This window comes from Mycobacterium sp. 1245499.0, assembly GCF_001673615.1.
Lineage (GTDB): Bacteria > Actinomycetota > Actinomycetes > Mycobacteriales > Mycobacteriaceae > Mycobacterium > Mycobacterium europaeum_A.
Genome location: NZ_LZMG01000288.1, coordinates 1 through 24,587, shown reverse-complemented (window position 1 = coordinate 24,587; position 24,587 = coordinate 1). Strand labels below are relative to the sequence as shown.

The following is a 24,587-nucleotide window of genomic DNA, read 5'->3' as shown; positions in this document are numbered from 1 at the left end:
GGCCTCGACCAGCGGATCGTCGCGGTGCGCATCGCCGGAGAAGAATCGCTGCGACAGCTGCGCCAGCCGGCGACCGCGGACGTCGGCGCCGACCGCCGGGTCGAGATCGTCGAGGATGTCGTCGGCGTACCGGGCGAAACCGTACAGCGCATGAACGGGTGGCCGCTGGTCGGGCGCGAGCAACCGGGTCGCGAGAAAGAAGGTGCGGCCATGCGCGGCGTTGAGTTCCCGGCACCGGCGATACCCGTCGCGCAACCACGGGTCGTCGATCCCGGCCGCCGTCAGCTCGCCGCGCATCATGCCGAACCGGCTTTCATGTCGACGTGCGCGGCCGACCGCGCGGCGACCCCGGTGATGCGGTCGGCGGCGAGCCGCCCGGAAATCAGCGTGGTCGGAACGCCGACGCCGGGCACCGTGGAGGACCCGGCGAGCACCGCGTTGTCGATGCCGCGCACCAGGTTGCCCGGCCGAAACGGTCCGGTCTGGCCGAACGTGTGGGCCAGCGCGAACGGACTGCCGGCCGCCATGCCCTGGCGGGCCCAGTCGGCGGGCGTGATGACACCCAAAACTGTTGCGTCGCACGGTAACCCGGGCAGCAGCCGGTCGCCGACGCGCGCGATCATGTCCTCGACGTAGCGGTCGCCGGCAGTGGCCCAATCGATGGTCCCGCGATCCAGGTTCGGGGCGGGGGCGAGCACGTAGAGCAGATCACGCCCCTCGGGCGCCAGGGTGGGGTCGCCGGCCGTCGGCCGGGTGACCAGAAGCGACGGGTCCCGCATGAGCCGGCCGTCGCGGACGATGTCGGTGAAGGTCTGATCCCACGCCTCGCCGAACAGGATGGTGTGGTGGGCGGTCGTGGATGCGACGGCGGGGCAACCCAGATGCGCCACAACGGCCGAGGGTGAGGCGCGCAGCCGCACGGCGCGACGCGGTGTGCGGCCCAGCAACGCGTAGGTCTGCGGCAGTTCGGTGGTCAACACCACCGCATCGCAGGCGATGCGTCCGGACTGCTCGGTCACCACGGCGGTCACCCGGCCGCCCGCCCGCTCGAGCGTGGTAACGGTTGCGCGGTAACGAAATTCGACGCCGGCGTCCGCCGCGGCCGCGGCCAGCGCGTCGGGCAGCGCCCGCACCCCGCCGCGCGGAAACACCACGCCCGAGATGGTGTCCATGTAGGCGATCACCGCGTAGACCGCCAGGGCGTCGCGCGGCGCCACGCCGGCGTACAGCGACTGGAAGGTGAAGATCCGCTGCAGCCGCGGGTCGCTGATGTGCCGCTTGACCATCCGGTCCCATTTGCGGAAGCCGCCGATCGCGGTCAGCCGCGCCAACTGCGGGGTGAGCAGCGACAGTGGTGAGTCGAAGTTCGCGGCGATGAACCCGTCGAATTCGGTGCGGTACAACCGTGTCAGCCACTCCCGAAGCCGCCGATAGCCCGCCGCCTGCGCGAAGCCGGCGAACTCTGCGACGGCGTCGGCCATCCGATCCGCGTCGCTGTGCACGTCCAGCGCGCTGCCGTCGGCGAACACGGCGCGATAGGCCGGGTCCACCGTCAGCAGCTGGATGCGGTCGCGCAGTTGTTCGCCGACCGCCGCGAACGTCTCGTCGATGATGTCCGGCATGGTGAGCACCGTCGGCCCGGTGTCGATGCGGTAGCCGTCGATGTCGAGGCGACCGGCCCGCCCGCCGGGCCACGGCTCGCGCTCGACCACCGTGACCGCACGGCCCCGGCCGGCCAGGTGCAACGCCGCGGCAAGGCCGGCCAGTCCGGCGCCGACCACCACCACGTGATCTCCGCGCCCTTCGATGGTCCGCATGATCAACAGGCTCCCCGGTCGGTGCTCGTCATTCGGCGCGATCCGTGCAGACGGCTGCCATTTCGGCCAGCGCGGTGCGAACCGGCCCATCGATCGGCAGGTCGCCGAGGTGCTCGCACGCGGAAGCGATGCGGTCGCCGATCATCTCCTCGATCAGCCGCACCGCCCCCGTCTCGACGATGAGCGCTTTCCACCTGTCGATCGCGGTGTCGTCGAGGGTTTCACGATTCGCAAGTTCGTGAAGTTCACGCCGCACCGGCGCATCGGCCAACTGGTGGGCGGCCACCACGACGCTGGTCGCCTTGCGCTCGAGCAGGTCGCCCGCACAGGGCTTGCCCGTGCTGGCCGGCGAACCGAAAACGCCGAGGACGTCGTCACGGAGCTGGAACGCCTCCCCGACGGCGGCACCGTAGCGGCCCAGTTGGGACAGCGTTCGATCGTCGCACCCGGCCATGGCCGCGCCGATTTCCAGCGGCCGGCGCACGGTGTAGTTCCCCGACTTGCGCCGTGCCACGTCGAGCACGACTTCCAGCCCGGGTATCTGCCGCGCGTCGTTGATCAGGTCGGCGAACTGCCCGACGGCGAGCTCGGTGCGCATGGCGTCATAGCGGGGCCACACGCGTTGCAGGCGCAGCGGCTCGACGCCGCTGTCGCGCAGCATCTGTTCGGCCCAGATGAGGCACAGGTCGCCGAGCAGGATGGCGGCCGATTCGCCGAATCGCCGCGACGAGCCGGACAGGCCGCGCTCGCGGTGCCACTGGCCGAATTGGCGGTGCGCCGAGGGGCGTCCGCGCCGTTGCGCGGAACCGTCCATGACGTCGTCTTGCAGCAGCGCAAAGGCATGCAGCAATTCGAAACTGGCCGCGGCCCGCAGCGCTGAATCGTCGGGCGCCGCGCCGCATAGCCAACCCAGGTACACAAAGGTGGAACGCAGGCATTTACCGCCGGAGACGAACTCCACCAGGATGTCGCCGGCGGCGTCGATGCGCGCATCGTCGAGCTCGCCGACGCGCCGCGCGGCGACGAAGTCCGCGACGTCGCCAAGCACCATCCGGCGCACGTTCGATCGCCACGCTTCGAAGTCGTCAGCGGTGCACCAACCGATGGCCACCGGCGGCGAGGCCGTGGCCGGCGAAAACGACAAAGCCCTCATGTGCGCAAGCGCTCCCTCCCGGACGGCTTGGCATGCCCAGGCCTGCGCGGTCCAAACACACGCGTCATACCCGCCGATGAGGCGGGCAAAACCACAGCGCTGACCGCCAGACGCGCCCCGCGTCGCCCGCTACCGACATACCACCTTGTTCAATAACTTAAACATTAATTTGATGAACTTCAGCCGGTTGCGCCAGGCGAGCGAGCGGGCGGCGGCCGGCGGCGGGCCCGTCGACGCATCCTCACTTAACCGTTAAGGAACTGAAATAACGGCCGATCGGCGATATGCTGCATACAGATATGGACGCTGATGCCCAGCGCTGCGGCCGCGATGAGCTGGAGTCGCTGATCTCGGCCGATCTGCGGGAGCTGTCAACCGAGTCCGATCAGATCGGCCGGTTGTTCGCGCCGATACATAGCATGCGGCCCAATGACTTTCGCGCCCTGCTCCACATCATGGCGGCGGAAACCGGCGGGCGACCGATGACCTCCGGCGACCTCAGTCACCGGATGGGGTTGTCGGGATCGGCGATCACCTACCTGGTGGACCGGCTGATCGACGGGGGTCACATCCGTCGTGACAACCATCCGGCGGATCGCCGAAAGGTGTTGTTGCGCAAGGACGAATACGGTCTGGCCACCGCGCGGTCGTTTTTCAGCCCGCTGAGCAGCCATACCCGGATCGCCCTCGGCGGGCTATCCGATGCGGACCTGAGCGCCGCGCACCGAGTGCTTCGCGCGCTCATCGACGCATTGCGGCGCTTCGCAGACGAGCTGGGCGACGGACCAAAACCCTGACCAGTGCAACGGGTTAGGTCGGCGTTACGACGCGGCGCTGTGTGTGGTCGGGGGCCGGACCGCTGCCCCGTCGACCGCGCTGCAGTAGACGCGCGCCTTGCGGAGCTCGTCGTTGAGGAACAGCAGCGACCGTGCCGAGGCTGCGTGCGTAGACGAACAGGTGTGCCCTGTCGAAGTGAGCCGTGTACCGGCACTGTGCGGGGTCATGTGGGTCCGCCGAATTTGCGGCGCGAATAGCAGCCATGAAAGCGCCTATCGGAGTGGTGAGAAGGGAGTGACAGCGTTTTGCCGCGGCGCTCCCGCTAGAGACGCAGTTGTGAACTCAACCTGTTCGGCAGCCTACCGCCGAGGCGAGCCCCCGGATGTCGATATCGCGAAAGGCCCAGGTGAAGCATTCGTTTCGTGGCCTTTTCGGCACCGGCAGCCGTTCGCTTCCCGGCCGGCTCCGCGGGTGGTTTGACCGCATGGGCGGCGGGTATACGCGCGTCAAGCAGCTAATGCGACAGTCCCCCCGATGGACGTGAGGGGTGATGCGCCCCAATGGAAAAGCTTGGCCGCCGGTGGTACCGGCTAGTGATCACCTCCGCGTTCACGACGATGCTCTGCGCCGCGCCGGGTCAGGCGGCCGCCGACCCGGGCGCCACGGTGTTCCCCGGTATGAAGATCCGCCAGGGCGACACGGTCTGCACGGTGGGTCTGGTCGAGCCGCGGCTGCGGGTCGCCGTGACCAGTGGCCAGTGCGACGGCGGGAAGTCGATGGTGACCGACCGTGACCGCAAGCCGATCGGTTCGGTGATACTCGGACGTCGCCAGATCGAGGCCGACGCAGGCGCGGACACCTCGATGCTGCCCGTGGAATACGAAGTCATCGCGATCGCCCCAAATGTGACGGCCAGCGATGTGCTGCCGACGGGGCGCCACCTCGCGTCCGCGCCCGGCCTGCGCGCGCAACCGGGCATGCCCGTGTGTCAGCTGCGCAGCGCGACCGGCCAGCGATGCGGCTCGGTCAGCTCGGTGAGCAATGGCCGTTTCGCCGTCACCGACATGGGATTCGACAGCCGGGACTTCGGCGGTCCGGTCTACACGCTGACCAACGACAACAACGCCGTGATCGTCGGACTGGTCGAGGGCACCTGGAAGTCCTCGCCCCAGATCGAGTCGTGGCAGGCGGTCATGGCGCAGGTCTACATCGACAGCCACACCTACAGTCCGCAACAACAACAGCAACAACTGCCCGTTCTACGAATGATCTAGCCGCGCCGCAACGCGGTTTGCCTCACCATGACTTTTACGCCGGCGGCCACGCGTATGCCTGCCGCCTGGCGTCCGGCTTGAGCGCCGTCGCGCCCGCACGGCCGGACGCCCGCCGCCTGGCAATCGCCCGCGAGCACGCCCCATCCGCCCGGGTGCCTGCGCTACGTTGCTAGTGGTGCGGCCCCCTGGACGGCTCAGCGGGCCTGCGCACCTGACCGGCACCGGGATCGCGCGCTGCTACCGCGGTCCTCGCCCGCCCGAAACCGCCCCTCGCATAGCGCTGGTGGCGTCCCTGGCGACTTGCGCGGCCGCCGCGCGGCGGCGCCCCCGCGCTGTTACGCTTCGCGCCATGCACGTGACATCAGGTGTTTGCTCCCGGGCCGTGCACTGTTGTCGCCCCTGACCCTTGAGCCCGTGTAGCTGCTACGGGGGTGGTGCATCCTTTCGATGCCCTGGCGCCGCTCCGCAGCAACGGGATCCGACGAAGCGAAGTCCCGCACCGGAAGGCCACCCATGTTCGATCTCCACGCCGGCTCACCCGGCTGGCGTCAGGGCGCCGCGTTGGCCCTGGTGGCCGGGGTGGTCGCCGCGTGTGGCGGTGGGGCCAGCGACGCCGTCGGGGGCGGCGGACTGACGAGAGCCAATACCAAGATCACCCTGGTCGCCTATTCGGTCCCGGAGCCGGGATGGAGCAAGGTGATTCCGGCGTTCAACGCCTCGGCGGAGGGCAAGGGTGTCCAGGTGATCACCTCCTATGCCGCCTCGGCCGACCAGTCGCGCGGCGTCGTCGAGGGCAAGCCCGCCGACATCGTGAACTTCTCCGTCGAACCGGACATCACCCGATTGGTCAACGCGGGCAAGGTTTCTGCCGACTGGGACAAGGACGCGACCAAGGGGATTCCGTTCGGGTCGCTGGTCACCCTGGTGGTGCGCAAGGGCAATCCCAAGAACATCAAGGACTGGGACGACCTACTGCGCCCGGGCGTCGAGGTCGTCACGCCCAACCCGCTCAGTTCGGGCTCGGCCAAATGGAATCTGCTCGCCCCGTACGCGGCGAAGAGCGGCGGCGGTGCCGACAGCCGGGCGGGTACGGAGTTCATCGACAGGCTGGTACACGAGCACGTGAAACTGCGGCCCGGCTCGGGACGGATAGCCACCGACGTCTTCATCGAGGGCAGCGGTGACGTGCTGATCAGCTACGAGAACGAGGCCATCGCGGCCGAGCGGCAAGGCAAGTCCGTCGAACACGTCATTCCCGCACAGACTTTCAAGATCGAGAACCCCCTCGCGGTGCTGAGCACCAGCCCGCATCTGGACGCGGCCACGGCGTTCAAGAACTTTCAATACACCGCCGCGGCGCAGAAGCTCTGGGCGCAGGCCGGTTTCCGGCCGGTCGATCCGGCCGTGGCGGCGAGGTTTCGCAACGACTATCCCGTCCCGGTGAAGCTGTGGACGATCGATGACCTCGGTGGCTGGACCGCGGCCGACTCGCAGCTGTTCGACAAGAACACCGGCAGCATCACCACGATCTACAAGCAGGCCACCGGATGACTCGATCGTTTTCCGCCGAAACCGCCTATCCGGAGGCGATCCGGCCCGAACTCGCCCAGCCGGGCAGCGCGCTGGGGCAGGCTCCGCCGCCGATACCCGTGACCGGCCGGGCCGGCGGCACGCCGCTGCGGGTCGGCGTGACGATGCTGTGGCTTTCGGTGATCGTGTTGCTGCCGCTGGCCGCCATTGCCTGGCAGGCGGGTGGGGGCGGGTGGCAGGCCTTTTGGCTGGCGGTCACCTCCCACGCCGCGGTGGAGTCGTTCCGGGTGACGCTCACCATTTCCGTTGCGGTGACGGTGTTCAACGTCGTCTTCGGCCTGCTGACCGCATGGGTGCTGGTACGTGACAACTTCGTCGGCAAGGGGCTGATCGACGCGGTGATCGACCTGCCGTTTGCGCTGCCGACCATCGTCACCAGCCTGGTGATGCTGGCCCTGTACGGCAAGAACAGCCCGGTCGGCATCCACCTGCAGCACACGCCGCCCGGGGTGGCGATGGCACTGGCGTTCGTCACCCTGCCGCTGGTGGTGCGCGCGGTGCAGCCGGTGCTGCTCGAAATCGACCGGGACGTCGAGGAGGCGGCGGCATCGCTGGGCGCCGGCGGCCTAAAGGTCTTCACCTCCATCGTGCTGCCGTCGCTGACGCCGGCGTTGCTGACCGGCGCGGGCCTGGCGTTCTCGCGGTGCATCGGTGAATTCGGCTCGGTGGTGACGATCGGTGGCGCGGTTCCGGGCAGCACCGAGGTGTCGTCACAGTGGATTCGCGCCCTGATCGAAAACGATGATCGCACCGGCGCGGCGGCGATTTCCATTGTGCTGCTGCTTATTTCATTCAGCGTGCTGGTTCTCCTGCGGATCGTCGGGGGGCGCGCGGCCAAACGTGAGGAGAAGGCCGCATGACGTCGTCGCTGTGGGTGCGCTACCTCATCCGCTACGCGGTGGCCGCCTACATCACGGTGATGCTGATCGCGCCGGTGTCGGTGATCCTGTGGCGGACTTTCCGGCCTGGCGTGGGCCAGTTCTTCGATTGGATCACCACTCCGGCGGCGATATCGGCGCTGGATCTGTCGCTGCTGGTGGTGGCCATCGTATTGCCGCTCAACGTGATATTCGGCATTTTCACGTCATTGCTTCTGGCGCGCAACCGATTCCGCGGTAAGGGCGTCCTGCAGGCGATCGTGGACCTGCCATTCGCGGTCTCGCCCATCATCGTGGGCGTCGCGCTGATCGTGCTGTGGGGATCGGCGGGCGCGCTGGGCTTCGTCGAGAACAACCTCGGGTTAAGGATCATCTTCGGCATCCCCGGCATCGTGCTGGCGAGCATCTTCGTCACCCTGCCGTTCGTGGTGCGCGAGGTCCAACCCGTACTGGTCGAGCTGGGCACCGAACAGGAACAGGCGGCGGCCACGCTGGGTTCGACGGCGTGGCAGACCTTTTGGCGGATCACGCTGCCGTCGATCCGCTGGGGTCTGACCTACGGCATCGTGTTGACCACCGCCCGCACCCTTGGCGAATTCGGTGCGGTCATCATGGTGTCCTCCAACCTGGCCGGTGAATCACAAACGCTCACCCTGCTGGTCAACGATCGCTACAACCGCGGGGCGGAATACGGCGCCTACGCGTTGTCCACCTTGCTGATGGGCGTTGCCGTTGCGTTCCTGATCGCCAAGACAATCCTGCTCGTGCGCCGGGCACGCGCCAAGGCCCTGGCCTGAGACCGAAAGGACCCACATGTCCGAGAACTCCCTCGACCCGAGCGCGTATGCGATCACGGTGCGCGACGCCTACAAGCGCTACGGCGACTTCGTCGCGCTGGACCACGTCAACTTCGTGGTGCCGACCGGGTCGCTGACCGCGTTGCTCGGACCGAGCGGCTCGGGCAAGTCGACCCTGCTGCGCACCATCGCCGGGCTCGACCAACCGGACGCCGGAACCGTCACGATCGACGGCCGCGACGTGACCCGGGTGCCGCCGCAGCGCCGCGGCATCGGATTCGTGTTTCAGCACTACGCGGCGTTCAAGCACCTGACCGTGCGCGACAATGTGGCCTACGGGCTCAAGATCCGCAAGCGACCCAAGGCCGAGATCACCGAAAAGGTCGATCACCTACTGGAAGTGGTGGGGCTCAACGGCTTTCACCGCCGCTATCCCAACCAGCTGTCGGGCGGTCAGCGCCAGCGCATGGCGCTGGCGCGGGCGCTGGCGGTCGACCCGCAGGTGCTGCTGCTCGACGAGCCGTTCGGCGCGCTGGACGCCAAGGTGCGCGAGGATCTGCGGGCGTGGTTGCGGCGCCTGCACGACGAGGTGCACGTGACCACGGTGCTGGTCACCCACGACCAAACCGAGGCGCTCGACGTCGCCGACCGCATCGCCGTACTCAACCGGGGGCGCATCGAACAGGTGGGCTCGCCGACCGAGGTGTACGACTCGCCGGAGAATCCCTTCGTGATGTCGTTCCTCGGCGCGGTGTCGGACCTCAACGGCGCCCTGGTGCGCCCGCACGATATTCGGGTGGGCCGCAACCCCGAATTGGCGATCGCCGGCGGCGATGGAACCGCCGCGTCCGTCGGGGTGGTGGCCGCCACCGTCGACCGGGTGGTCGCGCTGGGCTTCGAGGTTCGCGTGGAGTTGACCAGCGCGGTCACCGGAGATCCGTTCACCGCGCAGATCACCCGCGGGGATGCCGAGGCGCTGGCCCTGCGCGAGGGTGACACCGTCTACGTGCGGGCCACCCGGGTACCGCCGATAGGCCAGCCCGGCGCCGCCCACCGGGACGGGGCCGCGCTGACGTCCACCTGACCGTCGGTGTTTCCCCGGCCGCAGAATGGGAATCCGCCGCCGGTGAACGTTTTCGAACTCGCGGCGTTGCCGTTCCAGTGGGGCTCCGCGATCCGGGGTAAGCGCTTCTTCCACCCGATCGGCGTGCTGGCGCAGGGCTTCATCGAGCGCGTCGCCCCGGCGGGCCAGGGCCTGCCGATCGCGTCGTCGGAGATCGTTGCGCGCGTGTCGAAGGCGACCGGTACGCCGGGGGCGCTGCCCGACTTCATCGGGCTGGCCTTCCGGGTGCCCGCGGCGCAGGCGTCGGACAAGCCGTGGGACATCCTGCTGGTCTCCTCGGGGTCGGGGGTGCTGTCGCGCGCGCTGGCGCTGCGCCCGGCCACGTCGTGGAACGGTCAAACGCTGACCACGCTGATGCCGCTGCACTATCAGGACAACAACTGGTGGCTGCGGGCCAGGACCTCGAGCGAGATCGGCGGCGGGCTCTCGCTGGACAGCGTTCGGGCCAAGCTCGAGCGCAGCAACATCGAGGTGGCGCTCGACCAGGCCTGCGGCAGAGGCGATTTCACGCCCTTGGCCCGGATGACCCTGACTACCGTAATCGATCCCGAGCGCTACCACGACGTGTCGTTCGACCCCGTCCTCAACACCGCACCCGGCCTGAGCCTGCACCCCAGGTGGCTGGCCGATCTGCGCGCCCGCGCCTATCAGCACAGCCGTGACGGCAGAGACGCCGAAGGGTAGCCGCCCGTTGGAAGGAGGTAGCCGGTGTCCGAGCGGATCGTGATCACCGGGGCCAGTGGCAACGTCGGCACCGCCTTGCTGCGCCGGCTCGCCGAAGACGGCGCCGACTATGACATCGTCGGCGTCACCCGGCGACGACCGCCGCCCGACGGGGTGTATCGATCCGTCCGATGGCATCAGCTGGACCTCGCCGAACCCGGCGTGCAATCTGAGTTGCTCGACGTCTTTCGCGGCGCGCAGTGCGTGATCCACCTGGCGTGGGGTTTTCAGCCCACCCGCAACACGCGCTATCTGGACGCGGTCGCCATCAACGGGAGCAGCGCCGTGCTGACCGCGGCCCACGACGCGAAAGTGCCGCAGTTGGTGCACATGTCGTCGGTGGGCACCTACGCGCCGGGACGGTACGGGGAAAAGGTCGACGAATCGTGGTCGACCGCGGGCATCAGATCGTCCGCCTACAGCCGCGCCAAATCCACGGTGGAGCGCATGCTCGATGACTACGAGCGCCGCAATCCCGACGGCCTCGGCATCACCCGGATGCGGCCCGGATTCATCATGCAGCGTGACGCCGCGCCGGGCCTGCGACGCTACACCCTGCCTGCGTACGTCGACTCGCGGTGGCTGCGCTGGCTGCCGGTGCTGCCGCTGGACCGCTCGCTGTGCGTGTCCATCGTGCACGCCGACGACGTCGCCGACGCCTGCGTGCGGGCGATGGAGCGTGGCGCCACGGGGCCGTTCAATCTGGCCGCGGAACCACCGGTGTCCCGCGACGACATCGCAAAAGTGTTGCGGGCGCACCCGATTCACGTGCCCTCGGGCCTGCTCGGCCTGGCGGTCGAGGCATCGTGGCGTGCGCGATTGCAGCCAATCGACCGCGGCTGGCTCGATATGGCCTTTTCGCTGCCGCTGCTGGACACCGGCCGGGCGCGCGCCGTGCTGGAATGGTCGCCGCACTGGGAATCGGTGGCGGCGCTGGCCGACCTCATCGACGGGTTCCTGCACGCTTCGGGGACACCGAGCCCGGTGCTGCGCTCCCGGTCGTTGGCTCAGGCGCTGGGCCGCGACGTCACCGCCGGGCCGCTCACCGTCCGGCGGGTGCCGTGACGAGCGTCGTCAACCGGTGCGGCCCAACAGGTGACGCAGCGCCCCGTCGAGGTCGGGATCGCGGAAGCGATGCCCGGCGGCGGCGAGCTTGGCCGGCGCCACCCGCTGGCTCGCGGTCGCCAGTTCCCGGGCGCCCTGCTCGCCCAGCAGTAGCCGCGGGCCCAGCGACGGCACCGGCAAGACCGCCGGTCGGTGCAACACCGACGCCAGCGTAGCGGTGTACTCGCGGTTGCGGACCGGTTGTGGCGCAACGGCATTCACCGATCCCGACAGCGTGGCGTCCCAGAGCGCGCGGTGATAGACGCCCACCAGGTCGTCGATGCCGATCCAAGACAGCCATTGGCGACCGTCGCCCAGCCGGCCACCCAGCCCGGCTCCGAACAGCGGGCGCATCAGCTTCAGCGTGCCGCCGGCGGGCGATTGCACGATGCCGGTGCGCACCTGCACCACCCGCACCCCGGCCTGTTGCGCGGGGGCGGTCGCCTGCTCCCAGTCGGACACCACATCCGCCAGAAACCCGTCGCCGCGATCGCTGTCCTCGGTGAGGGTTTCCTCGCCGCGGTCGTACCCGTAGTAGCCGATCGCCGACGCCGAGATCAGGGCGCCCGGCCGGGGCTCGCCGCGACCCAGCAGTTCGGCCAGCCGCCTGGTCGGCTCAATCCTGCTGTCCCGGATGGCTTTGCGATGTTGCTCGGTGAACCGGCCGGCGATCGAGGCTCCCGCCAGATGGATCACCACGTCGATACCGTCGAGCAGCCGCGGGTCGGGATCGTCGGGATTCCATTGCCGCTCGTCGTCGCCGCGGGCGGCACGCCGGACCAGCCCGACCACCCGATGCCCGCCGGTGCGCAGGAAGGCGGTCAACGCCGAACCGACCAGACCCGACGATCCGGTGATCGCGATCGTCGTCGGCCGCAACCCGTTCTCGGCGGCCAACCGGTGCGCGGCCAAGTCGTCGGCGAGCTGCCGGTGCCGGTAGTCGAACATGGGCCGCAGCAGCGACCCCGGCACCGGCGTCTCGACCCGGTCGATCACCCTGGTGCGGTTGCCGCCGAGGTCTTCGAATTCATGAATGTGACGCCAGCGCATGGCGATTCGCGCCGGCAGGGTCGCCAGACCGTCGCCGCCGATGGTGTCGACGAATCGTCGCGGCGGGTCGTAGCCGTCCGGCTGATGCACGGCGACCCAGCGCAGGCCGCCGGGCAGCGCCAGGGTGGCGCGTCCGTCCGCGAGCGAGGCCGCCTCGGTGACCAGGCGCATCGGCTGCCACGGCGGCGAGAGCCGGGCGAACGCCCCCGGCCTGGAATGCCAGTCGAATACGTCGGTGATCGAAGCGTCGACGACGCTCGAATAGTCCAGCCCCATCCCTCGACGGTAGCCGTCAGCGGTTCGGCAAGGCGTGTTCGACGATGGGCAGCCGCGCGTGCGGCTGGCGCACCCCCCGCTTGGCCGACAGATAGACCTGCGCGGTCTTGTCGGCCACCGTGCGCCAGTCGAAATCGGAGGTGAGTCGTTCGCGGGCGGCGCGGGCGCGCTGCTGCGCGGCGTGTGGGTCGTCGAGCACGGTGCGCACCGCCGCGGCCAGCCGGGCCACGTCGCGCGGCGGGCACGAGACGCCGGTCTGGCCGTTGATCACCGCCTCGCCCAGCCCGCCGATGTCGGAGGTCACCAGGGGAGTGCCGGCCGCGGCCGCCTCGAGGGCCACGATCCCGAACGGCTCGTAGTGACTGGGCAGCACCGCGACATCGGCGCGATGCAGGACGGCCAGCAGCTCGGCGTGTTCGAGGTGCCCGACGAACCGGATTGCCTTGAGCACCCGGTGTTTGCGGGCCTGCTCGACGAGCCAGGCCTGCTGCGTGCCCTCGCCGGCGATGGTCAGGGTGGTGCCGGGGTGGCTGCGCCTGATCCGCGGCAGCGCGGCGATGGCGTCGTGCACACCCTTCTCGTATTCCAGCCGGCCCAGGTACAGCAGTTCGGCCGGCCCGGTGCGTGGCCGGCGTTCCGCGAAGGGCCACCGCGCCGTCTCGATGCCGTTGCAGATCACCGTGATCTCGGCCAGACCGGGGCCGAAGAGTTCGGTGATCTCGTCGGCCATCGACGCCGAACACGTGATCAGCGAGTCGGATTCGCGCACCAGCCACGACTCGACCGCGTGCACCTGACGGCTGATCGCACCGCTGACCCAGCCGGAGTGCCGGCCGGCTTCGGTGGCGTGAATCGTGGAAACCATTGGCGCATCGTAGAATTGGGCGAGCGCGATCGCCGGGTGGGCCACCAGCCAGTCGTGGGCGTGCACGACGTCGGGCCGCCAGGCGCGGTTGGTGCCCGGTGTGGTCAGCGGTAGCCCGGCGCGGATCATGGCGTGGCCCATGGCCAGTGTCCAGGCCATCATGTCGGTGCCGAAGCTGAATTCGTGCGGATCCTGGGCGGCCGCGATGACCCGGACGCCCTCGCTGATGTGATCCGACGAGGGATGGCTGCGGGGATCGGTTCCGGTGGGCCGCCGGGACAGCACGACGACGTCGTGACCCGCGGCGGCCAGCGCGGTCGACAGGTGATGCACGTGCCGGCCTAGCCCGCCGATCACCACCGGCGGGTATTCCCACGACACCATCAGGATCTTCACGCCAAGACCAACCTCGCCCGCCTCATCGGGGCAGCCTGCGGGCGTCGAGGGCGCCGAACAGCCCGTCGGCGCGGTTCCATCCCTGCGCCAGCCGCTGCGCGGTGTCGCGCCGCCCGGACGCCAGCGCGTCGGCGATCTCGCGGGTGGCGTGCGCGTGCAGATGGGCGCGGTAGCGGGCGTAGTCGGCGGCCGAATCCTTGCTCACCATGAACGGCCAGTCGCTGGAGACGGTGAGCAGCGTTTCCCGCAGGATCTGATCGGCGACGTGGTCACGGGGGATCGGCCCGTCCAGCGACGCCGTCTGGGTCAGCGCCTTGTCGACGGTGCTCAGCGCCATGTCGACCACTTCGCCGTTGAGCGCCACCAGATCGGCGACCTGCTCGCCCGCCCACACCTGCCAGTCCTTGCCCGATCCCCACGAGCTGGGCGGCAGGGCGACCGGGTTTCCGACGAAGCCGTCAGCGAGGGCGTCGGACAGCGTGCCCACCCGAACGCCCGCCTCGGGCAAGGCCCGCAGCACCCGCTCCAGCCAGGTCGGGCCCTCGTACCACCAGTGGCCGAACAGCTCGGTGTCGAAGGCGGCGATCACATGGGCGGGTCGCCCGATGCGCTCGGACTCGGAGAGCAACCGGTTGCGGACCACCTCGACGAAGTCGGCGACGTGCGTGTCGACCGCGTGGTCGGCGCGCTCGGGGTCGTAGGGCGCCTTGTCCTGCGAGGGCACGTTGCGGCCCGTCACCCGGGCGGGCTTGAGGCCGGTGAGGTGGTCATAGGTATGGAAATCGCGGTACGCGGCGTGCCCCGGATAGCCGGACTTCGGTGACCACACCCGGTAGCTGACCTGCAGGTCGCGCCCGAACGCCACCACGTCGGTGTCGCCGACGGGCCGGCCCAGCGCGGTGTCGCCGTGCAGCGACGGGCCGTCGACCATGAAGTGGGTGACGCCCGCGGCTGCGTAGTCGTGCTCCAGGCCGGGCGCGTAGGCGCACTCGGGCGCCCAGATGCCGCCCGGGCGCCGGGCCAGGCGCGCCTGCGCGTCGGCCAGACCCTCGCGCAGCGCGAACTCGCGCAGCCGGGGCGCCAGCAGCGGCTGGAACGGGTGGGCCAGCGGACCGCCGAGCAGCTCCACCGTGCCGGCGTCGAGCAGGCCGCGCAGCAGCGGGCTGCCGCCGTGCCGCCACCGGGTGGCGAAGTCGTCCAGCGCACCCTGCGCTTCGGCGGACTCGCGAATCCCCAAGGCGCGCAAGGCTTCCGGTGTGCAAGAGGGGTAGCCGGCCGACTTCGAGCGGGGGGCGCTACGCACGCTGGTGGCCACTGCGGTCGCTTCCAAGGCGCGCAGCCGCCAGTTGGCCAGCCAGTGGTGCATGCCGTCGAGGCAGTACGGGTCGTCGAGCTGCGCGTTGACCACCGGAGTGACGCCGAGGGTGATCAGGCTCCGGCGATCCTCGCCGGCCAACGTGTCGAGCACGCGCATCAGCGGCAGGTAGGCCGCCGCCCAGGATTGGTACAGCCATTCCTCGCCTACGGGCCAGCGGCCGTGATGGGCCAGCCAGGGCAGGTGGGTGTGCAAAACCAGGGTGAAGAGGCCGGGCACCCGGTTCTGCGCCGTGCTCACGGCGCTACCGCGATCGCGACCAGGTCGAGGCTGTCGTCGATGTGGTGGCCGGTGCGCGCACCCTCGCCGGCCTCGATCAGGTCGAAGTCGGCGGTGGTGACCGCGGCGACGTCGGCCGCCAGTTGGGGTGGCCAGGGGGCCCCCGGGTCAGCGGCCATTGCCCGCTGGATCTGCGCGTCGATGATCGAGCCGCCGTGCCGGGCGTCCATCTCCCGCAGCCGCGGGCCGTGGAACAGGCCGCTGATCGAGACATCGCGGAACCCGCCGTCGACCAGCAGCTGGGTGAGCTCGGCGGCGTTGAGTTCCCGGGTGTGGAAGGGGTTGATCGGGGTGTCACGGCCGGGGGAGAAGGTGATCCGGTTGGGGGTCGACATCATCAGCAGCCCGGACGGCCGCAGCACCCGGGCGCACTCCACGACGAACTGTGTTTGGTCCCACAGGTGCTCGATCACCTGGAAGTTGACCACAACGTCGACCGACGAGTCGGGCAGCGGCAGCTGCGCGAGGTTCGCCTGCATGACGTCCACCCGGGGGTAGCGGCTGCGGACATGGGCCACCGCGGCCTCGTCGTAATCGACGGCGATGACGCGGCGCGCGACGCCGGCGATCAGATCGGCGCCGTAGCCCTCGCCGCAGCCGGCCTCGAGCACGTCGGCGTCCACGCAGCGCCCGGCGAGCCGCTGGTAGACGACCTCGTGGCGGCGAAACCAGTAGTTCTCGATGTCCAAACCGGGGATGGTGCGCTCGCCCGTCAGCGTCATCACGGCGTCACCCACCGACGCGGTGTCGCCGGGGATGTGCTGCGGGACGTCAGGGACCGGTGCGCTCATTGCATAGGCAGGCTAACGCGAAGTGTCGGATTCGCGAACCGGAGACGCGAGCCCCCGCTCGTGAGGCGGCGGACGGGCTGCAAGAACGTGCCGCCCGGCGACGATCCCGTCCGGGGCAGCGGACGGGGGAGGAGCGGGCAATATGGCCTGAGCGACCAGCTATGGTGTGAATGCATACCGCACAAAGTTACCGGGTAGTAACACGGCCGTGCGTTGCGAAAACGCGTACCGAGGTTTCGTAGTCGATTGCTGCGAGCCCCCTTCGAGGAGGACGAACCACACTCATGACGAACATCGTGGTCCTGATCAAGCAGGTCCCGGACACCTGGTCGGAGCGCAAGCTCTCTGACGGCGATTTCACCTTGGACCGTGAGGCCGCCGACGCGGTGCTGGACGAGATCAACGAGCGCGCGGTCGAAGAGGCGCTGCAAATTCGCGAGCGCGAGGGCGGCGAGGGGTCGGTGACCGTGCTGACCGCGGGTCCCGAGCGCGCCACCGAGGCCATCCGCAAGGCGCTGTCGATGGGCGCCGACAAGGCCGTCCACCTCAAGGACGACGGCCTGCACGGTTCCGACGTGGTCCAGACCGGATGGGCGTTGGCGCGCGCGCTGGGCACCATCGAGGGCACCGAGCTGGTCATCGCCGGCAACGAGGCGACCGACGGCACCGGCGGCGCGGTGCCGGCCGTCATCGCCGAGTACCTGGGCCTGCCCCAGCTCACCCACGTGCGCAAGCTCTCCATCGAGGGCGACAAGGTCACCGGCGAGCGGGAGACCGACGAGGGCGTGTTCACCCTCGAGGCCACGCTGCCCGCGGTGGTCAGTGTTACCGAGAAGATCAACGAGCCGCGCTTCCCGTCCTTCAAGGGCATCATGGCCGCCAAGAAGAAAGAGGTCAGGGTGCTGACCCTGGCCGAGATCGGGGTCGAGCCCGACGAGGTCGGGCTGGAGAACGCCGGGTCGACCGTGCTGTCGTCGACGCCCAAGCCGCCCAAGACCGCGGGCGAGAAGGTCACCGACGAGGGCGAGGGCGGCAACGACATCGCCAAGTACCTGGTCGCCCAGAAGATCATCTAGCACCAGACACCTCCGGACACACGAAAGAGCGAAATAACCCATGGCTGAAGTACTGGTGCTCGTCGAGCACACAGAAGGTGCGCTGAAGAAGGTCACCTCCGAACTGATCACGGCCGCCCGCGCGCTGGGTGAGCCCGCCGCCGTCGTGGTCGGCGCGCCTGGCACCGCCGCGCCTCTGGTCGACGGTCTCAAGGAGGCCGGCGCCGCCAAGATCTACGTCGCCGAGTCCGAGGACGTCGACAAGTACCTGATCACCCCGGTGGTCGACGTGCTGGCCTCGCTTGCCGAGTCCAACTCGCCCGCTGCGGTGATCCTGTCGGCCAACGCCGACGGCAAGGAGATCGCCGGCCGGCTCGCGGCCCGCATCGGCTCCGGCCTGCTGGTCGACGTCGTCGACGTCAAGGAAGGCAACAAGGCGACCTACTCCATCTTCGGTGGCGCGTACACCGTGGAGGCGCAGGCCAACGGCGACACCCCGGTGATCACCGTGCGCGCCGGCGCGATCGACGCCGAGCCGCAGGCCGGCGCCGGCGAAGAGGTCACCGTCGAGGTGCCGGCCCCCGCCGAGAACGCCACCAAGGTCACCGCCCGCGAGCCCGCGGTCGCCGGCGACCGTCCGGAACTGACCGAGGCCACCATCGTCGTCTCCGGGGGTCGCGGCGTCGGCAGCGCGGAGAACTTCAGCGTCGTCGAGGAGCTGGCCGACTCGCTGGGCGCGGCCGTCGGCGCCTCGCGCGCCGCCGTCGACTCCGGCTACTACCCGGGCCAGTTCCAGGTGGGCCAGACCGGTAAGACGGTCTCGCCGCAGCTGTACATCGCGCTGGGCATCTCCGGTGCCATCCAGCACCGGGCGGGCATGCAGACGTCCAAGACGATCATCGCGGTCAACAAGGACGAAGAGGCGCCCATCTTCGAGATCGCCGACTACGGCGTGGTGGGCGACCTGTTCAAGGTGGCTCCGCAGCTCACCGAGGCGATCAAGACCCGCAAGGGCTGAGTTTCTCGGTTGCAAAGCCCCCGGCACCGCGGTGCCGGGGGCTGTTGCGTCGGGGGGCGAATTGACACCGCGTGCGGACCATTGACCCCTTCCCGAAACCGCCAGCACCGGCGCTAGCGGATTGCGAAGTCACACATCGGTTCCCGGGGCGGCCCCGACGCGGCTAGGCGCCGGTCAGCATCGCGTCGATGCGGCGCACGGCGATGGAGCACACCGTCAGGTAGGGCGCCGCCCACCACGGCACCGACATGCTCACCCGCGCGCCGTCGCCCACCGGGTCCACCCGATGCCGGGTCGCCGGGACACCGGCCACCTTCCACGCCCAGGATCGGCCTGGATCGAACTCGGTCACCTCGAACGGCGCAGAGACCAGCAGCGACGTCTGGACCATGCCCGTCGCGTGCAGGCCCAGCTCGGTGTGTGGCTCATCGAGCCGCGCGCCACGGATCGTCGGCCCCCACTTGGGCCACGCGTTCAGATCGACCAGCAGCTCCCACACCGCGGCCGGCGACGCCGCGATCTGCCGATCCGCGGTGAGGATCATGGCGCGGCCTGCCCAAGCCGACGCTGCTGTTCGATGACGTCATCGAGATCGGTGAGCCTTCGCAGGCCTGCCAACGGTTGGGACATGCGCGTGTTTCCCCCCAGATAGTTCTTGTTGCGCTGCAGAAACATCCAGTAGCCGGCAGCGAAGGGGCAGGCGCGCTCGCCAACCCGCTCGGCCGGGCGATACACGCAGTGCCCGCAGTAGTCGCTCATGCGGTTGATGTACGCGCCGCCCGCGGCGTAGGGCTTCGTCGCCATCAGCCCGCCGTCGGCGTGCCGCGACATGCCCACGACATTGGCGACCATCACCCAGTCGTAGCCATCGACGAAACACCGGTGGAACCAGTCGGTGACCGCGGCGGGATCCCAGCCGCGCTGCAACGCGTAATTGGACAGCACCATCAGCCGCGGGATGTGGTGTGCCCAGCCGTGGTCGCGGACCTGCGCCAGCACGTCGCGCAGGCAGCGGGCCTCGACGGCGTCGGCATCGAGCTCGGCGAACCACTCCGGCAGTCCCGCGTGCGCCTGGAGCGCGTTGTGGCGCCGGTAATCGGGCCCGAAATACCAGTAGACGTGCCAGATGTAGTCCCGCCACCCGATCAGTTGGCGGATGTAACCCTCGACACTGGCCAGCGGGGCGTTGCCCGCGCGGTAGGCGTCCTCGGCCGCGTACGCGCAGTCCAGCGGGTCGAGCAGCCCGAGGTTCATCGGAGCCGACAGCAGGCTGTGCGCCATGCAACGGTCACCGGAGAGCATGGCGTCCTCGTGAGGGCCGAAGTGCGGCAACCGATCCCGCACAAACACTCCCAGCGCGGTCTGCGCTTCGGTTGCGGTGACGGGGAATTCGCGCGGCCCGTCGCGACCGACGAAGGCGGCGTCGCCGTCGCGCTCCCAGCGGTCCAGGTCCGCGCGCACCTGCTCGTCGATCTCGTCCTCGTCGGGTCGCCACGGCGCGGGCACGCCCAGCGTCTCGGCGCCTTTCGGAGCCGGCTCTCGGTTGTCGGCGTCGAAGTTCCACCGCCCGCCCACCGGTTGTTCCCCGTCCATCAACAGCTCGAACCGGCGCCGGGCGTCGCGGTAGAAGTTCTCCAGCAGCAGCGTCCGCTGCCGCTTGGCCCACCCGTCGAAATCCGCGCGGTCGGTGCAGAATCCGCGCGCGGGCAACACCTCGATCGCCGGCCGCGACCGGACGAACCCGTCGGCGGCCCAGGTGGTGGGTTGGCACATGCTGATCGGCTCGCGCACCCGCTCCAACGCCTCGCCGTACGTGCGGGTCCGCAGGAACAGCGCCTGATCGCCCAGTTCGGCCGCGCGGTGGCGCAGCGCGGAGAGCACAAGGTGGGCCTTGCGGCGGTGAAAGCGGCGGCGCCCGAACACCGCGCGGGACTCGATGAGCAACACCGGCTGGTCGCGGTGGTCCAGGAAGTGGGGGCCCAGCTGATCGGCGAAGCACCAACGGCGCGTGTCCGGGCTCATACCGCGGCCGCGGTGTGCTTCACGACGGAGCCTGAATCCCCGAGTGGATCGTCATCTTGCACGCTCTACCCGCAACACTCGGTGCTCAACCGCGGCATTTCGTCATCTCACGTGCACCGACACGTCACAGCGGCGATGCCGACTAGCTCATCGACTACGCCACGTTGGGCTTCATGAGCATCGCTTCAGTCCTCATACCCAGCGAAAAGCCCACCGGCGCGGCGGCCACACCGCGCTACTCCCTGTTGCTGTCCACCGACCCCGCCATGATCGAGGCGGCGCAGCGGCTCCGGTACGACGTGTTCACCAGCACCCCCGGCTTCGCACTGCCGGCGGCCGGCCAGGACGGGCGGGATCTCGACCGGTTCGACGAGTTCTGCGACCACCTGTTGGTGCGCGACGACGACACCGGCGAGCTGGTCGGCTGCTACCGCATGCTGGCGCCGGCCGGCGCCATCGCGGCCGGGGGCCTCTACACCGCCACCGAGTTCGACATCCGCGCCCTGGACCCGCTGCGGCCGTCCCTGGTGGAGATGGGACGCGCCGTGGTGCGCGATGGGCATCGCAACGGCGGCGTCGTGCTGTTGATGTGGGCGGGCATCCTGGCCTACCTGGACCGCTACGGCTACGACCACGTGACCGGATGCGTGTCGGTGCCCATCGGCGATGAAGACGACGGCCCGGCGCCGGGCAGCCGGCTGCGCGGCGTCCGCGACTTCATCCTCGACCGGCACGCGGCACCGCCGGAACACCGGGTGTACCCGCACCGGCCGGTGGTGGTCAACGGGACGGCGATCGACGACATCGCGCCGCCGGCGCGGCCGTCGGTTCCGGCGCTGATGCGCGGATACCTGCGGCTGGGCGCCCAGGTGTGCGGCGAACCCGCGCACGACCCCGACTTCGGCGTCGGCGATTTCTGCGTCCTGCTGGACAAGGCGCACGCCGACACCCGATATCTCAAACGCCTCCGGTCGGTGTCGGCGGCATCGGAAATGGCGGGCGGCCGGCGATGAACGCCCCGGCGGGCACCGGACACTCCTGGCTGCCGCGCGCCTCGTGCGATGCGGGCTGTGTGGGCGTGGGCGACGTGGCGACGCCGCGACGGCTGCGGGTGACGCTGCGGATCGCCCTTCGCCTCACGCTGGCGCTGCTGCTGGCGCCGGGGCTGCCGCTGCTGGCGGTGCCGCTGCCGGGCCGCACCCGCGCGCAGCGCATCTATTGCCGCGCGGTGCTGCGCTGCCTGGGGGTGCGAATCACCGTGACGGGCAACCCGATTCGCAACCTGCGCGGGGTGCTGGTGGTGAGCCCGCACATGTCGTGGCTCGACGTCTTCGCCATCGGCTCGGTGCTGCCCGGGTCGTTCGTCGCGCGCGCCGACATGTTCACCGGCCGCGCGACCGGGGTGGTGGCCCGCATCCTGAAGATCATCCCCATCGAGCGGTCCAGTCTGCGGCGGCTGCCCGGCGTGGTCGACGCCGTCGCCCGCCGGCTGCGCGCCGGTCAGACGGTGGTGGCCTTCCCGGAGGGCACCACCTGGTGCGGAGTGTCCGGCGACGATGCCGGTCGGGACACGGCCGGAAAAGAAGCCGGACAATCGCATCAAGGCCGGGGCGCCTTCTACCCGGCGATGTTCCAGGCCGCGATCGATGCCGCCCGCCCGGTGCAGCCCGTGCGGCTGACCTATCACCACGTCGACGGCAGCCCCTCGACGGTGCCGGCCTTCGTCGGCGACGAGACCCTGCTGAGCTCCATTCGGCGGCTGCTCGTCGTGCCGCGCACGCTGGCGCGGGTGCACGTCGAGTCCCTGCAGCTCCCGGGGACCGACCGGCGCGCCCTGGCCCACCGCTGCCAGTCCGCGGTGGGCGGCGGAACCATCCGGCGCGCTGGTCACGGGCACGTGCTGGTGGCCTGAGCAAACGGGCGGGCCGGTATCGTGGTTCGCGTCATGGTCTACCTCGATCACGCCGCCACCACCCCGATGCACCCCGCCGCCGTCGAGGCGATGACGGCTGTGCTCGGCACGGTCGGCAACGCGTCCTCGCTGCACACCAGCGGCCGGGCGGCGCGGCGCCGCATCGAGGAGTCCCGCGAGCTGATCGCCGACCGGCTGGGCGCGCGCCCCTCGGAGGTCATCTTCACCGCCGGCGGCACCGAGAGCGACAACCTGGCGGTCAAGGGCATCTACTGGGCCCGACGAGGAGCCGATCCGCGCCGCCGGCGCATCGTCACCAGTGAGGTGGAACACCACGCCGTGCTGGACTCGGTCAATTGGCTCGTCGAGCACGAGGGCGCCGAGGTCACCTGGCTGCCGACCGCCCCCGACGGGTCGGTGTCGGCCGCGGCGCTGCGCGACGTGCTCACGCGCCACGACGACGTCGCGCTGGTCTCGGTGATGTGGGCCAACAACGAGGTCGGCACCGTGCTGCCGGCGGCCGAACTCGCCGCCGTCGCAGCCGAATTCGGCGTGCCGATGCACAGCGACGCCGTCCAGGCGGTGGGGCAGCTACCGGTCGACTTCGCCGCCAGTGGGCTGTCGGCGATGAGCGTGACCGCGCACAAGTTCGGCGGCCCGCCGGCCGTGGGTGCGCTGCTGCTGCGCCGCGACGTGGCCTGCGTGCCGCTGGCGCACGGGGGCGGGCAGGAGCGCGACATCCGTTCGGGCACCGCCGATGTCGCCGGTGCGGTCGGAATGGCCGCGGCGGCCCGGATCTCGGTCGACGGGCTCGAGACCAACAGCGCCCGGCTGCGGGCGTTGCGCGACCGGCTGGTCGACGGCGTGCTGGGCGGCATCGAGGACGTCACCCTCAACGGGGCCCGCGACCCGCTGCGGCTGCCCGGCAACGCACACTTCACCTTCCGCGGCTGCGAGGGCGATGCGCTGTTGATGCTCCTGGACGCTAACGGGATCGAGTGTTCGACCGGATCGGCGTGCACCGCGGGCGTCGCGCAGCCCTCGCACGTGCTGATCGCGATGGGCGCCGACGCGGCCACCGCGCGTGGATCATTGCGACTCTCGTTGGGGCACACCAGTTCCGACGCCGACGTCGACGCCGTGCTGCGCGTGCTGCCGGGCGCGGTGGACCGCGCCCGACGGGCCGCGCTGGCCGCCGCGGGGGCGTCCTAAGTGAAAGTGCTTGCCGCCATGAGCGGCGGCGTCGACTCGTCGGTCGCCGCCGCCCGGATGGTCGACGCCGGACACGACGTGGTGGGCGTGCACCTGGCGCTGTCCAGCGCGCCCGGCACGCTGCGCACCGGCTCGCGGGGGTGCTGCTCGAAGGAGGATGCCTCCGATGCGCGCCGCGTCGCCGACGTGCTCGGAATCCCGTTCTACGTATGGGATTTCGCGGAGAGGTTCGCCACGGACGTCATCGACGAATTCGTGGCGTCGTACGCGCGCGGCGAAACGCCCAACCCGTGTGTGGTGTGCAATCAGAAGATCAAATTCTCGGCGCTGTCCGCGAAAGCCGTTGCGCTGGGCTTCGATACGGTGGCCACCGGCCATTACGCCCGGCTCGCCGACGGCCGGCTGCGCCGCGCCGTCGATCACGACAAAGACCAGTCCTACGTGCTGGCCGTCTTGAGCGCCGAGCAGCTGCGGCACGCGGCGTTCCCGATCGGGGACACCCCCAAGCCGCAGATCCGGGCCGAAGCCGCCCGGCGCGGCCTGACCGTCGCCGACAAGCCGGACAGCCACGACATCTGCTTCATCCCCTCGGGCAACACCCGCGCGTTCCTGGGCGAGCGCATCGGGGTGCGCCGCGGCGCGGTGGTCAATGCGGACGGCACGGTGCTCGCCGAGCACGACGGCGTGCACGGTTTCACCATCGGGCAGCGCAAGGGACTCGGCATCGCCGGACCGGGACCCGACGGCCGCCCGCGCTACGTGACAGCGATCGACGCCGAGACGGCCACGGTGCGGGTGGGGGAGGCCGCCGACCTCGAGATACACGAAATGGTCGGGCGGGCACCGGTTTTCACCTCGGGCGTCGCGCCGTCGGGCCCGCTGGAGTGCGCGGTTCAGGTGCGCGCGCACGGTGAAGCCGCCGACGCGATAGCCGAACTGGTCAACGGCGAGCTGGTGGTGCGACTGCGCGCCCCGATGCGCGGCGTGGCGCGGGGCCAGACGCTGGTGCTCTATCGCCGCGACCCCGACGGCGACGAGGTGCTCGGCAGCGCCACCATCGCCGGCACCGCACGCTGATCACCGCGGCATGTTCGCCGAGA

23 protein-coding genes are annotated in these 24,587 nt (G+C 70.0%); 14 read left to right on the top strand and 9 right to left on the bottom strand.

All coding sequences use genetic code 11. The features are described from left to right. From A5646_RS17190 to A5646_RS17180, 3 genes are all read right to left on the bottom strand, one after another. The coding region (locus tag A5646_RS17190; protein ID WP_197505219.1) for a squalene/phytoene synthase family protein at window positions 1-300 on the bottom strand (300 nt) is incomplete at its 3' end. Then, complete coding sequence (gene crtI, locus A5646_RS17185; RefSeq protein ID WP_067022934.1) at window positions 297-1,817, bottom strand: phytoene desaturase family protein; 1,521 nt, start codon at window positions 1,815-1,817, stop codon at window positions 297-299. The genes crtI and A5646_RS17190, both read right to left, overlap by 4 nt. A 28-nt stretch (window positions 1,818-1,845) precedes the next feature. Further along, window positions 1,846-2,970 carry a polyprenyl synthetase family protein gene (locus tag A5646_RS17180; protein ID WP_066862185.1) on the bottom strand — a complete coding sequence of 375 codons (1,125 nt, stop codon included), beginning with the start codon at window positions 2,968-2,970 and terminating at the stop codon, window positions 1,846-1,848. A 284-nt stretch (window positions 2,971-3,254) separates the two neighbouring features. Here A5646_RS17180 and A5646_RS17175 point away from each other — a divergent pair, with 284 nt between their 5' ends. From A5646_RS17175 to A5646_RS17140, 8 genes are all read left to right on the top strand, one after another. After that, window positions 3,255-3,767: a MarR family winged helix-turn-helix transcriptional regulator gene (locus A5646_RS17175; protein WP_067022932.1), complete on the top strand. Its 513-nt coding sequence runs from the start codon at window positions 3,255-3,257 to the stop codon at window positions 3,765-3,767. A gap of 540 nt (window positions 3,768-4,307) precedes the next feature. Beyond that, window positions 4,308-5,021: a hypothetical protein gene (locus A5646_RS17170; protein WP_067022931.1), complete on the top strand. Its 714-nt coding sequence runs from the start codon at window positions 4,308-4,310 to the stop codon at window positions 5,019-5,021. A 513-nt stretch (window positions 5,022-5,534) separates the two neighbouring features. After that, window positions 5,535-6,572, top strand: a complete 1,038-nt coding sequence (locus A5646_RS17165) for a sulfate ABC transporter substrate-binding protein (protein ID WP_067022929.1) — start codon at window positions 5,535-5,537, stop codon at window positions 6,570-6,572. Continuing rightward, the gene (gene cysT / locus A5646_RS17160; RefSeq protein WP_067022926.1) at window positions 6,569-7,471 is read left to right on the top strand and encodes a sulfate ABC transporter permease subunit CysT; all 903 of its coding nucleotides are present in this window, start codon (window positions 6,569-6,571) and stop codon (window positions 7,469-7,471) included. Before A5646_RS17165 ends, cysT begins: the two co-directional genes overlap by 4 nt. After that, on the top strand, window positions 7,468-8,286 hold the full coding sequence (gene cysW / locus A5646_RS17155; RefSeq protein WP_066862169.1) for a sulfate ABC transporter permease subunit CysW: 819 nt from the start codon (window positions 7,468-7,470) through the stop codon (window positions 8,284-8,286). The genes cysT and cysW overlap by 4 nt, the downstream gene beginning before the upstream one ends. Before the next feature lie 16 nt (window positions 8,287-8,302). Beyond that, window positions 8,303-9,370 (top strand): sulfate/molybdate ABC transporter ATP-binding protein, encoded by a 1,068-nt coding sequence (locus A5646_RS17150; protein ID WP_067022923.1) that lies wholly within the window; start codon window positions 8,303-8,305, stop codon window positions 9,368-9,370. A 42-nt stretch (window positions 9,371-9,412) separates the two neighbouring features. Continuing rightward, window positions 9,413-10,093 (top strand): phosphodiesterase, encoded by a 681-nt coding sequence (locus A5646_RS17145; protein WP_067022921.1) that lies wholly within the window; start codon window positions 9,413-9,415, stop codon window positions 10,091-10,093. Window positions 10,094-10,117: 24 nt separating this feature from the next. Next, entirely contained in the window at window positions 10,118-11,197 is a 1,080-nt protein-coding gene (locus A5646_RS17140; RefSeq protein ID WP_067022918.1) for an NAD-dependent epimerase/dehydratase family protein, read from the top strand. Between the two features lie 9 nt (window positions 11,198-11,206). Here A5646_RS17140 and A5646_RS17135 read toward each other — a convergent pair whose 3' ends face one another. From A5646_RS17135 to A5646_RS17120, 4 genes are read right to left on the bottom strand one after another with little or no spacing between them, the layout of a single operon-like run. After that, complete coding sequence (locus A5646_RS17135) at window positions 11,207-12,562, bottom strand: TIGR01777 family oxidoreductase (protein WP_067022916.1); 1,356 nt, start codon at window positions 12,560-12,562, stop codon at window positions 11,207-11,209. A 16-nt stretch (window positions 12,563-12,578) separates the two neighbouring features. Beyond that, complete coding sequence (locus A5646_RS17130) at window positions 12,579-13,823, bottom strand: glycosyltransferase family 4 protein (RefSeq protein WP_067022914.1); 1,245 nt, start codon at window positions 13,821-13,823, stop codon at window positions 12,579-12,581. Window positions 13,824-13,845: 22 nt separating this feature from the next. After that, window positions 13,846-15,438: a glycoside hydrolase family 57 protein gene (locus A5646_RS17125; protein WP_067022911.1), complete on the bottom strand. Its 1,593-nt coding sequence runs from the start codon at window positions 15,436-15,438 to the stop codon at window positions 13,846-13,848. Next, the gene (locus A5646_RS17120) at window positions 15,435-16,268 is read right to left on the bottom strand and encodes a bifunctional 2-polyprenyl-6-hydroxyphenol methylase/3-demethylubiquinol 3-O-methyltransferase UbiG (protein WP_067022908.1); all 834 of its coding nucleotides are present in this window, start codon (window positions 16,266-16,268) and stop codon (window positions 15,435-15,437) included. The genes A5646_RS17125 and A5646_RS17120 overlap by 4 nt, the downstream gene beginning before the upstream one ends. A gap of 284 nt (window positions 16,269-16,552) precedes the next feature. Here A5646_RS17120 and A5646_RS17115 point away from each other — a divergent pair, with 284 nt between their 5' ends. Next, window positions 16,553-17,344, top strand: coding sequence for an electron transfer flavoprotein subunit beta/FixA family protein (locus A5646_RS17115; protein WP_067022904.1), 792 nt, complete (start codon window positions 16,553-16,555; stop codon window positions 17,342-17,344). 40 nt (window positions 17,345-17,384) lie between these two features. Then, the gene (locus A5646_RS17110) at window positions 17,385-18,341 is read left to right on the top strand and encodes an electron transfer flavoprotein subunit alpha/FixB family protein (protein ID WP_066862143.1); all 957 of its coding nucleotides are present in this window, start codon (window positions 17,385-17,387) and stop codon (window positions 18,339-18,341) included. A gap of 163 nt (window positions 18,342-18,504) precedes the next feature. Here A5646_RS17110 and A5646_RS17105 read toward each other — a convergent pair whose 3' ends face one another. Both A5646_RS17105 and A5646_RS17100 read right to left on the bottom strand, forming a co-directional pair. Further along, window positions 18,505-18,885, bottom strand: a complete 381-nt coding sequence (locus tag A5646_RS17105; protein WP_067022901.1) for an SRPBCC family protein — start codon at window positions 18,883-18,885, stop codon at window positions 18,505-18,507. Then, window positions 18,882-20,363: a cryptochrome/photolyase family protein gene (locus A5646_RS17100; protein WP_067022898.1), complete on the bottom strand. Its 1,482-nt coding sequence runs from the start codon at window positions 20,361-20,363 to the stop codon at window positions 18,882-18,884. The genes A5646_RS17105 and A5646_RS17100 overlap by 4 nt, the downstream gene beginning before the upstream one ends. A 173-nt stretch (window positions 20,364-20,536) precedes the next feature. Here A5646_RS17100 and A5646_RS17095 point away from each other — a divergent pair, with 173 nt between their 5' ends. The 4 genes from A5646_RS17095 to mnmA are packed head-to-tail and all read left to right on the top strand — an operon-like array spanning window position 20,537 to window position 24,564. After that, window positions 20,537-21,376 (top strand): GNAT family N-acetyltransferase, encoded by an 840-nt coding sequence (locus A5646_RS17095; RefSeq protein ID WP_066862135.1) that lies wholly within the window; start codon window positions 20,537-20,539, stop codon window positions 21,374-21,376. After that, complete coding sequence (locus A5646_RS17090) at window positions 21,373-22,275, top strand: 1-acyl-sn-glycerol-3-phosphate acyltransferase (RefSeq protein WP_067022896.1); 903 nt, start codon at window positions 21,373-21,375, stop codon at window positions 22,273-22,275. Before A5646_RS17095 ends, A5646_RS17090 begins: the two co-directional genes overlap by 4 nt. 33 nt (window positions 22,276-22,308) lie before the next feature. Then, window positions 22,309-23,487 (top strand): cysteine desulfurase family protein, encoded by a 1,179-nt coding sequence (locus tag A5646_RS17085; protein WP_066862127.1) that lies wholly within the window; start codon window positions 22,309-22,311, stop codon window positions 23,485-23,487. Continuing rightward, window positions 23,488-24,564, top strand: coding sequence for a tRNA 2-thiouridine(34) synthase MnmA (mnmA, locus tag A5646_RS17080; protein WP_067022893.1), 1,077 nt, complete (start codon window positions 23,488-23,490; stop codon window positions 24,562-24,564). Window positions 24,565-24,587: the final 23 nt, after the last annotated feature.

What these genes read in the sequence shown, in the direction of transcription:
- A5646_RS17115 (WP_067022904.1), top strand. Translation starts at nt 16,553, where the DNA reads ATGACGAACATCGTGGTCCTGATCAAGCAGGTCCCGGACACCTGGTCG.
- cysW (WP_066862169.1), top strand. Translation starts at nt 7,468, where the DNA reads ATGACGTCGTCGCTGTGGGTGCGCTACCTCATCCGCTACGCGGTGGCC.
- A5646_RS17095 (WP_066862135.1), top strand. Translation starts at nt 20,537, where the DNA reads ATGAGCATCGCTTCAGTCCTCATACCCAGCGAAAAGCCCACCGGCGCG.
- A5646_RS17150 (WP_067022923.1), top strand. Translation starts at nt 8,303, where the DNA reads ATGTCCGAGAACTCCCTCGACCCGAGCGCGTATGCGATCACGGTGCGC.
- A5646_RS17105 (WP_067022901.1), bottom strand. Translation starts at nt 18,885, where the DNA reads ATGATCCTCACCGCGGATCGGCAGATCGCGGCGTCGCCGGCCGCGGTG.
- A5646_RS17165 (WP_067022929.1), top strand. Translation starts at nt 5,535, where the DNA reads ATGTTCGATCTCCACGCCGGCTCACCCGGCTGGCGTCAGGGCGCCGCG.
- A5646_RS17085 (WP_066862127.1), top strand. Translation starts at nt 22,309, where the DNA reads ATGGTCTACCTCGATCACGCCGCCACCACCCCGATGCACCCCGCCGCC.
- A5646_RS17100 (WP_067022898.1), bottom strand. Translation starts at nt 20,363, where the DNA reads ATGAGCCCGGACACGCGCCGTTGGTGCTTCGCCGATCAGCTGGGCCCC.
- A5646_RS17135 (WP_067022916.1), bottom strand. Translation starts at nt 12,562, where the DNA reads ATGGGGCTGGACTATTCGAGCGTCGTCGACGCTTCGATCACCGACGTA.
- A5646_RS17090 (WP_067022896.1), top strand. Translation starts at nt 21,373, where the DNA reads ATGAACGCCCCGGCGGGCACCGGACACTCCTGGCTGCCGCGCGCCTCG.
- cysT (WP_067022926.1), top strand. Translation starts at nt 6,569, where the DNA reads ATGACTCGATCGTTTTCCGCCGAAACCGCCTATCCGGAGGCGATCCGG.
- A5646_RS17180 (WP_066862185.1), bottom strand. Translation starts at nt 2,970, where the DNA reads ATGAGGGCTTTGTCGTTTTCGCCGGCCACGGCCTCGCCGCCGGTGGCC.
- crtI (WP_067022934.1), bottom strand. Translation starts at nt 1,817, where the DNA reads ATGCGGACCATCGAAGGGCGCGGAGATCACGTGGTGGTGGTCGGCGCC.
- A5646_RS17120 (WP_067022908.1), bottom strand. Translation starts at nt 16,268, where the DNA reads ATGAGCGCACCGGTCCCTGACGTCCCGCAGCACATCCCCGGCGACACC.
- A5646_RS17170 (WP_067022931.1), top strand. Translation starts at nt 4,308, where the DNA reads ATGGAAAAGCTTGGCCGCCGGTGGTACCGGCTAGTGATCACCTCCGCG.
- A5646_RS17110 (WP_066862143.1), top strand. Translation starts at nt 17,385, where the DNA reads ATGGCTGAAGTACTGGTGCTCGTCGAGCACACAGAAGGTGCGCTGAAG.
- A5646_RS17175 (WP_067022932.1), top strand. Translation starts at nt 3,255, where the DNA reads ATGCTGCATACAGATATGGACGCTGATGCCCAGCGCTGCGGCCGCGAT.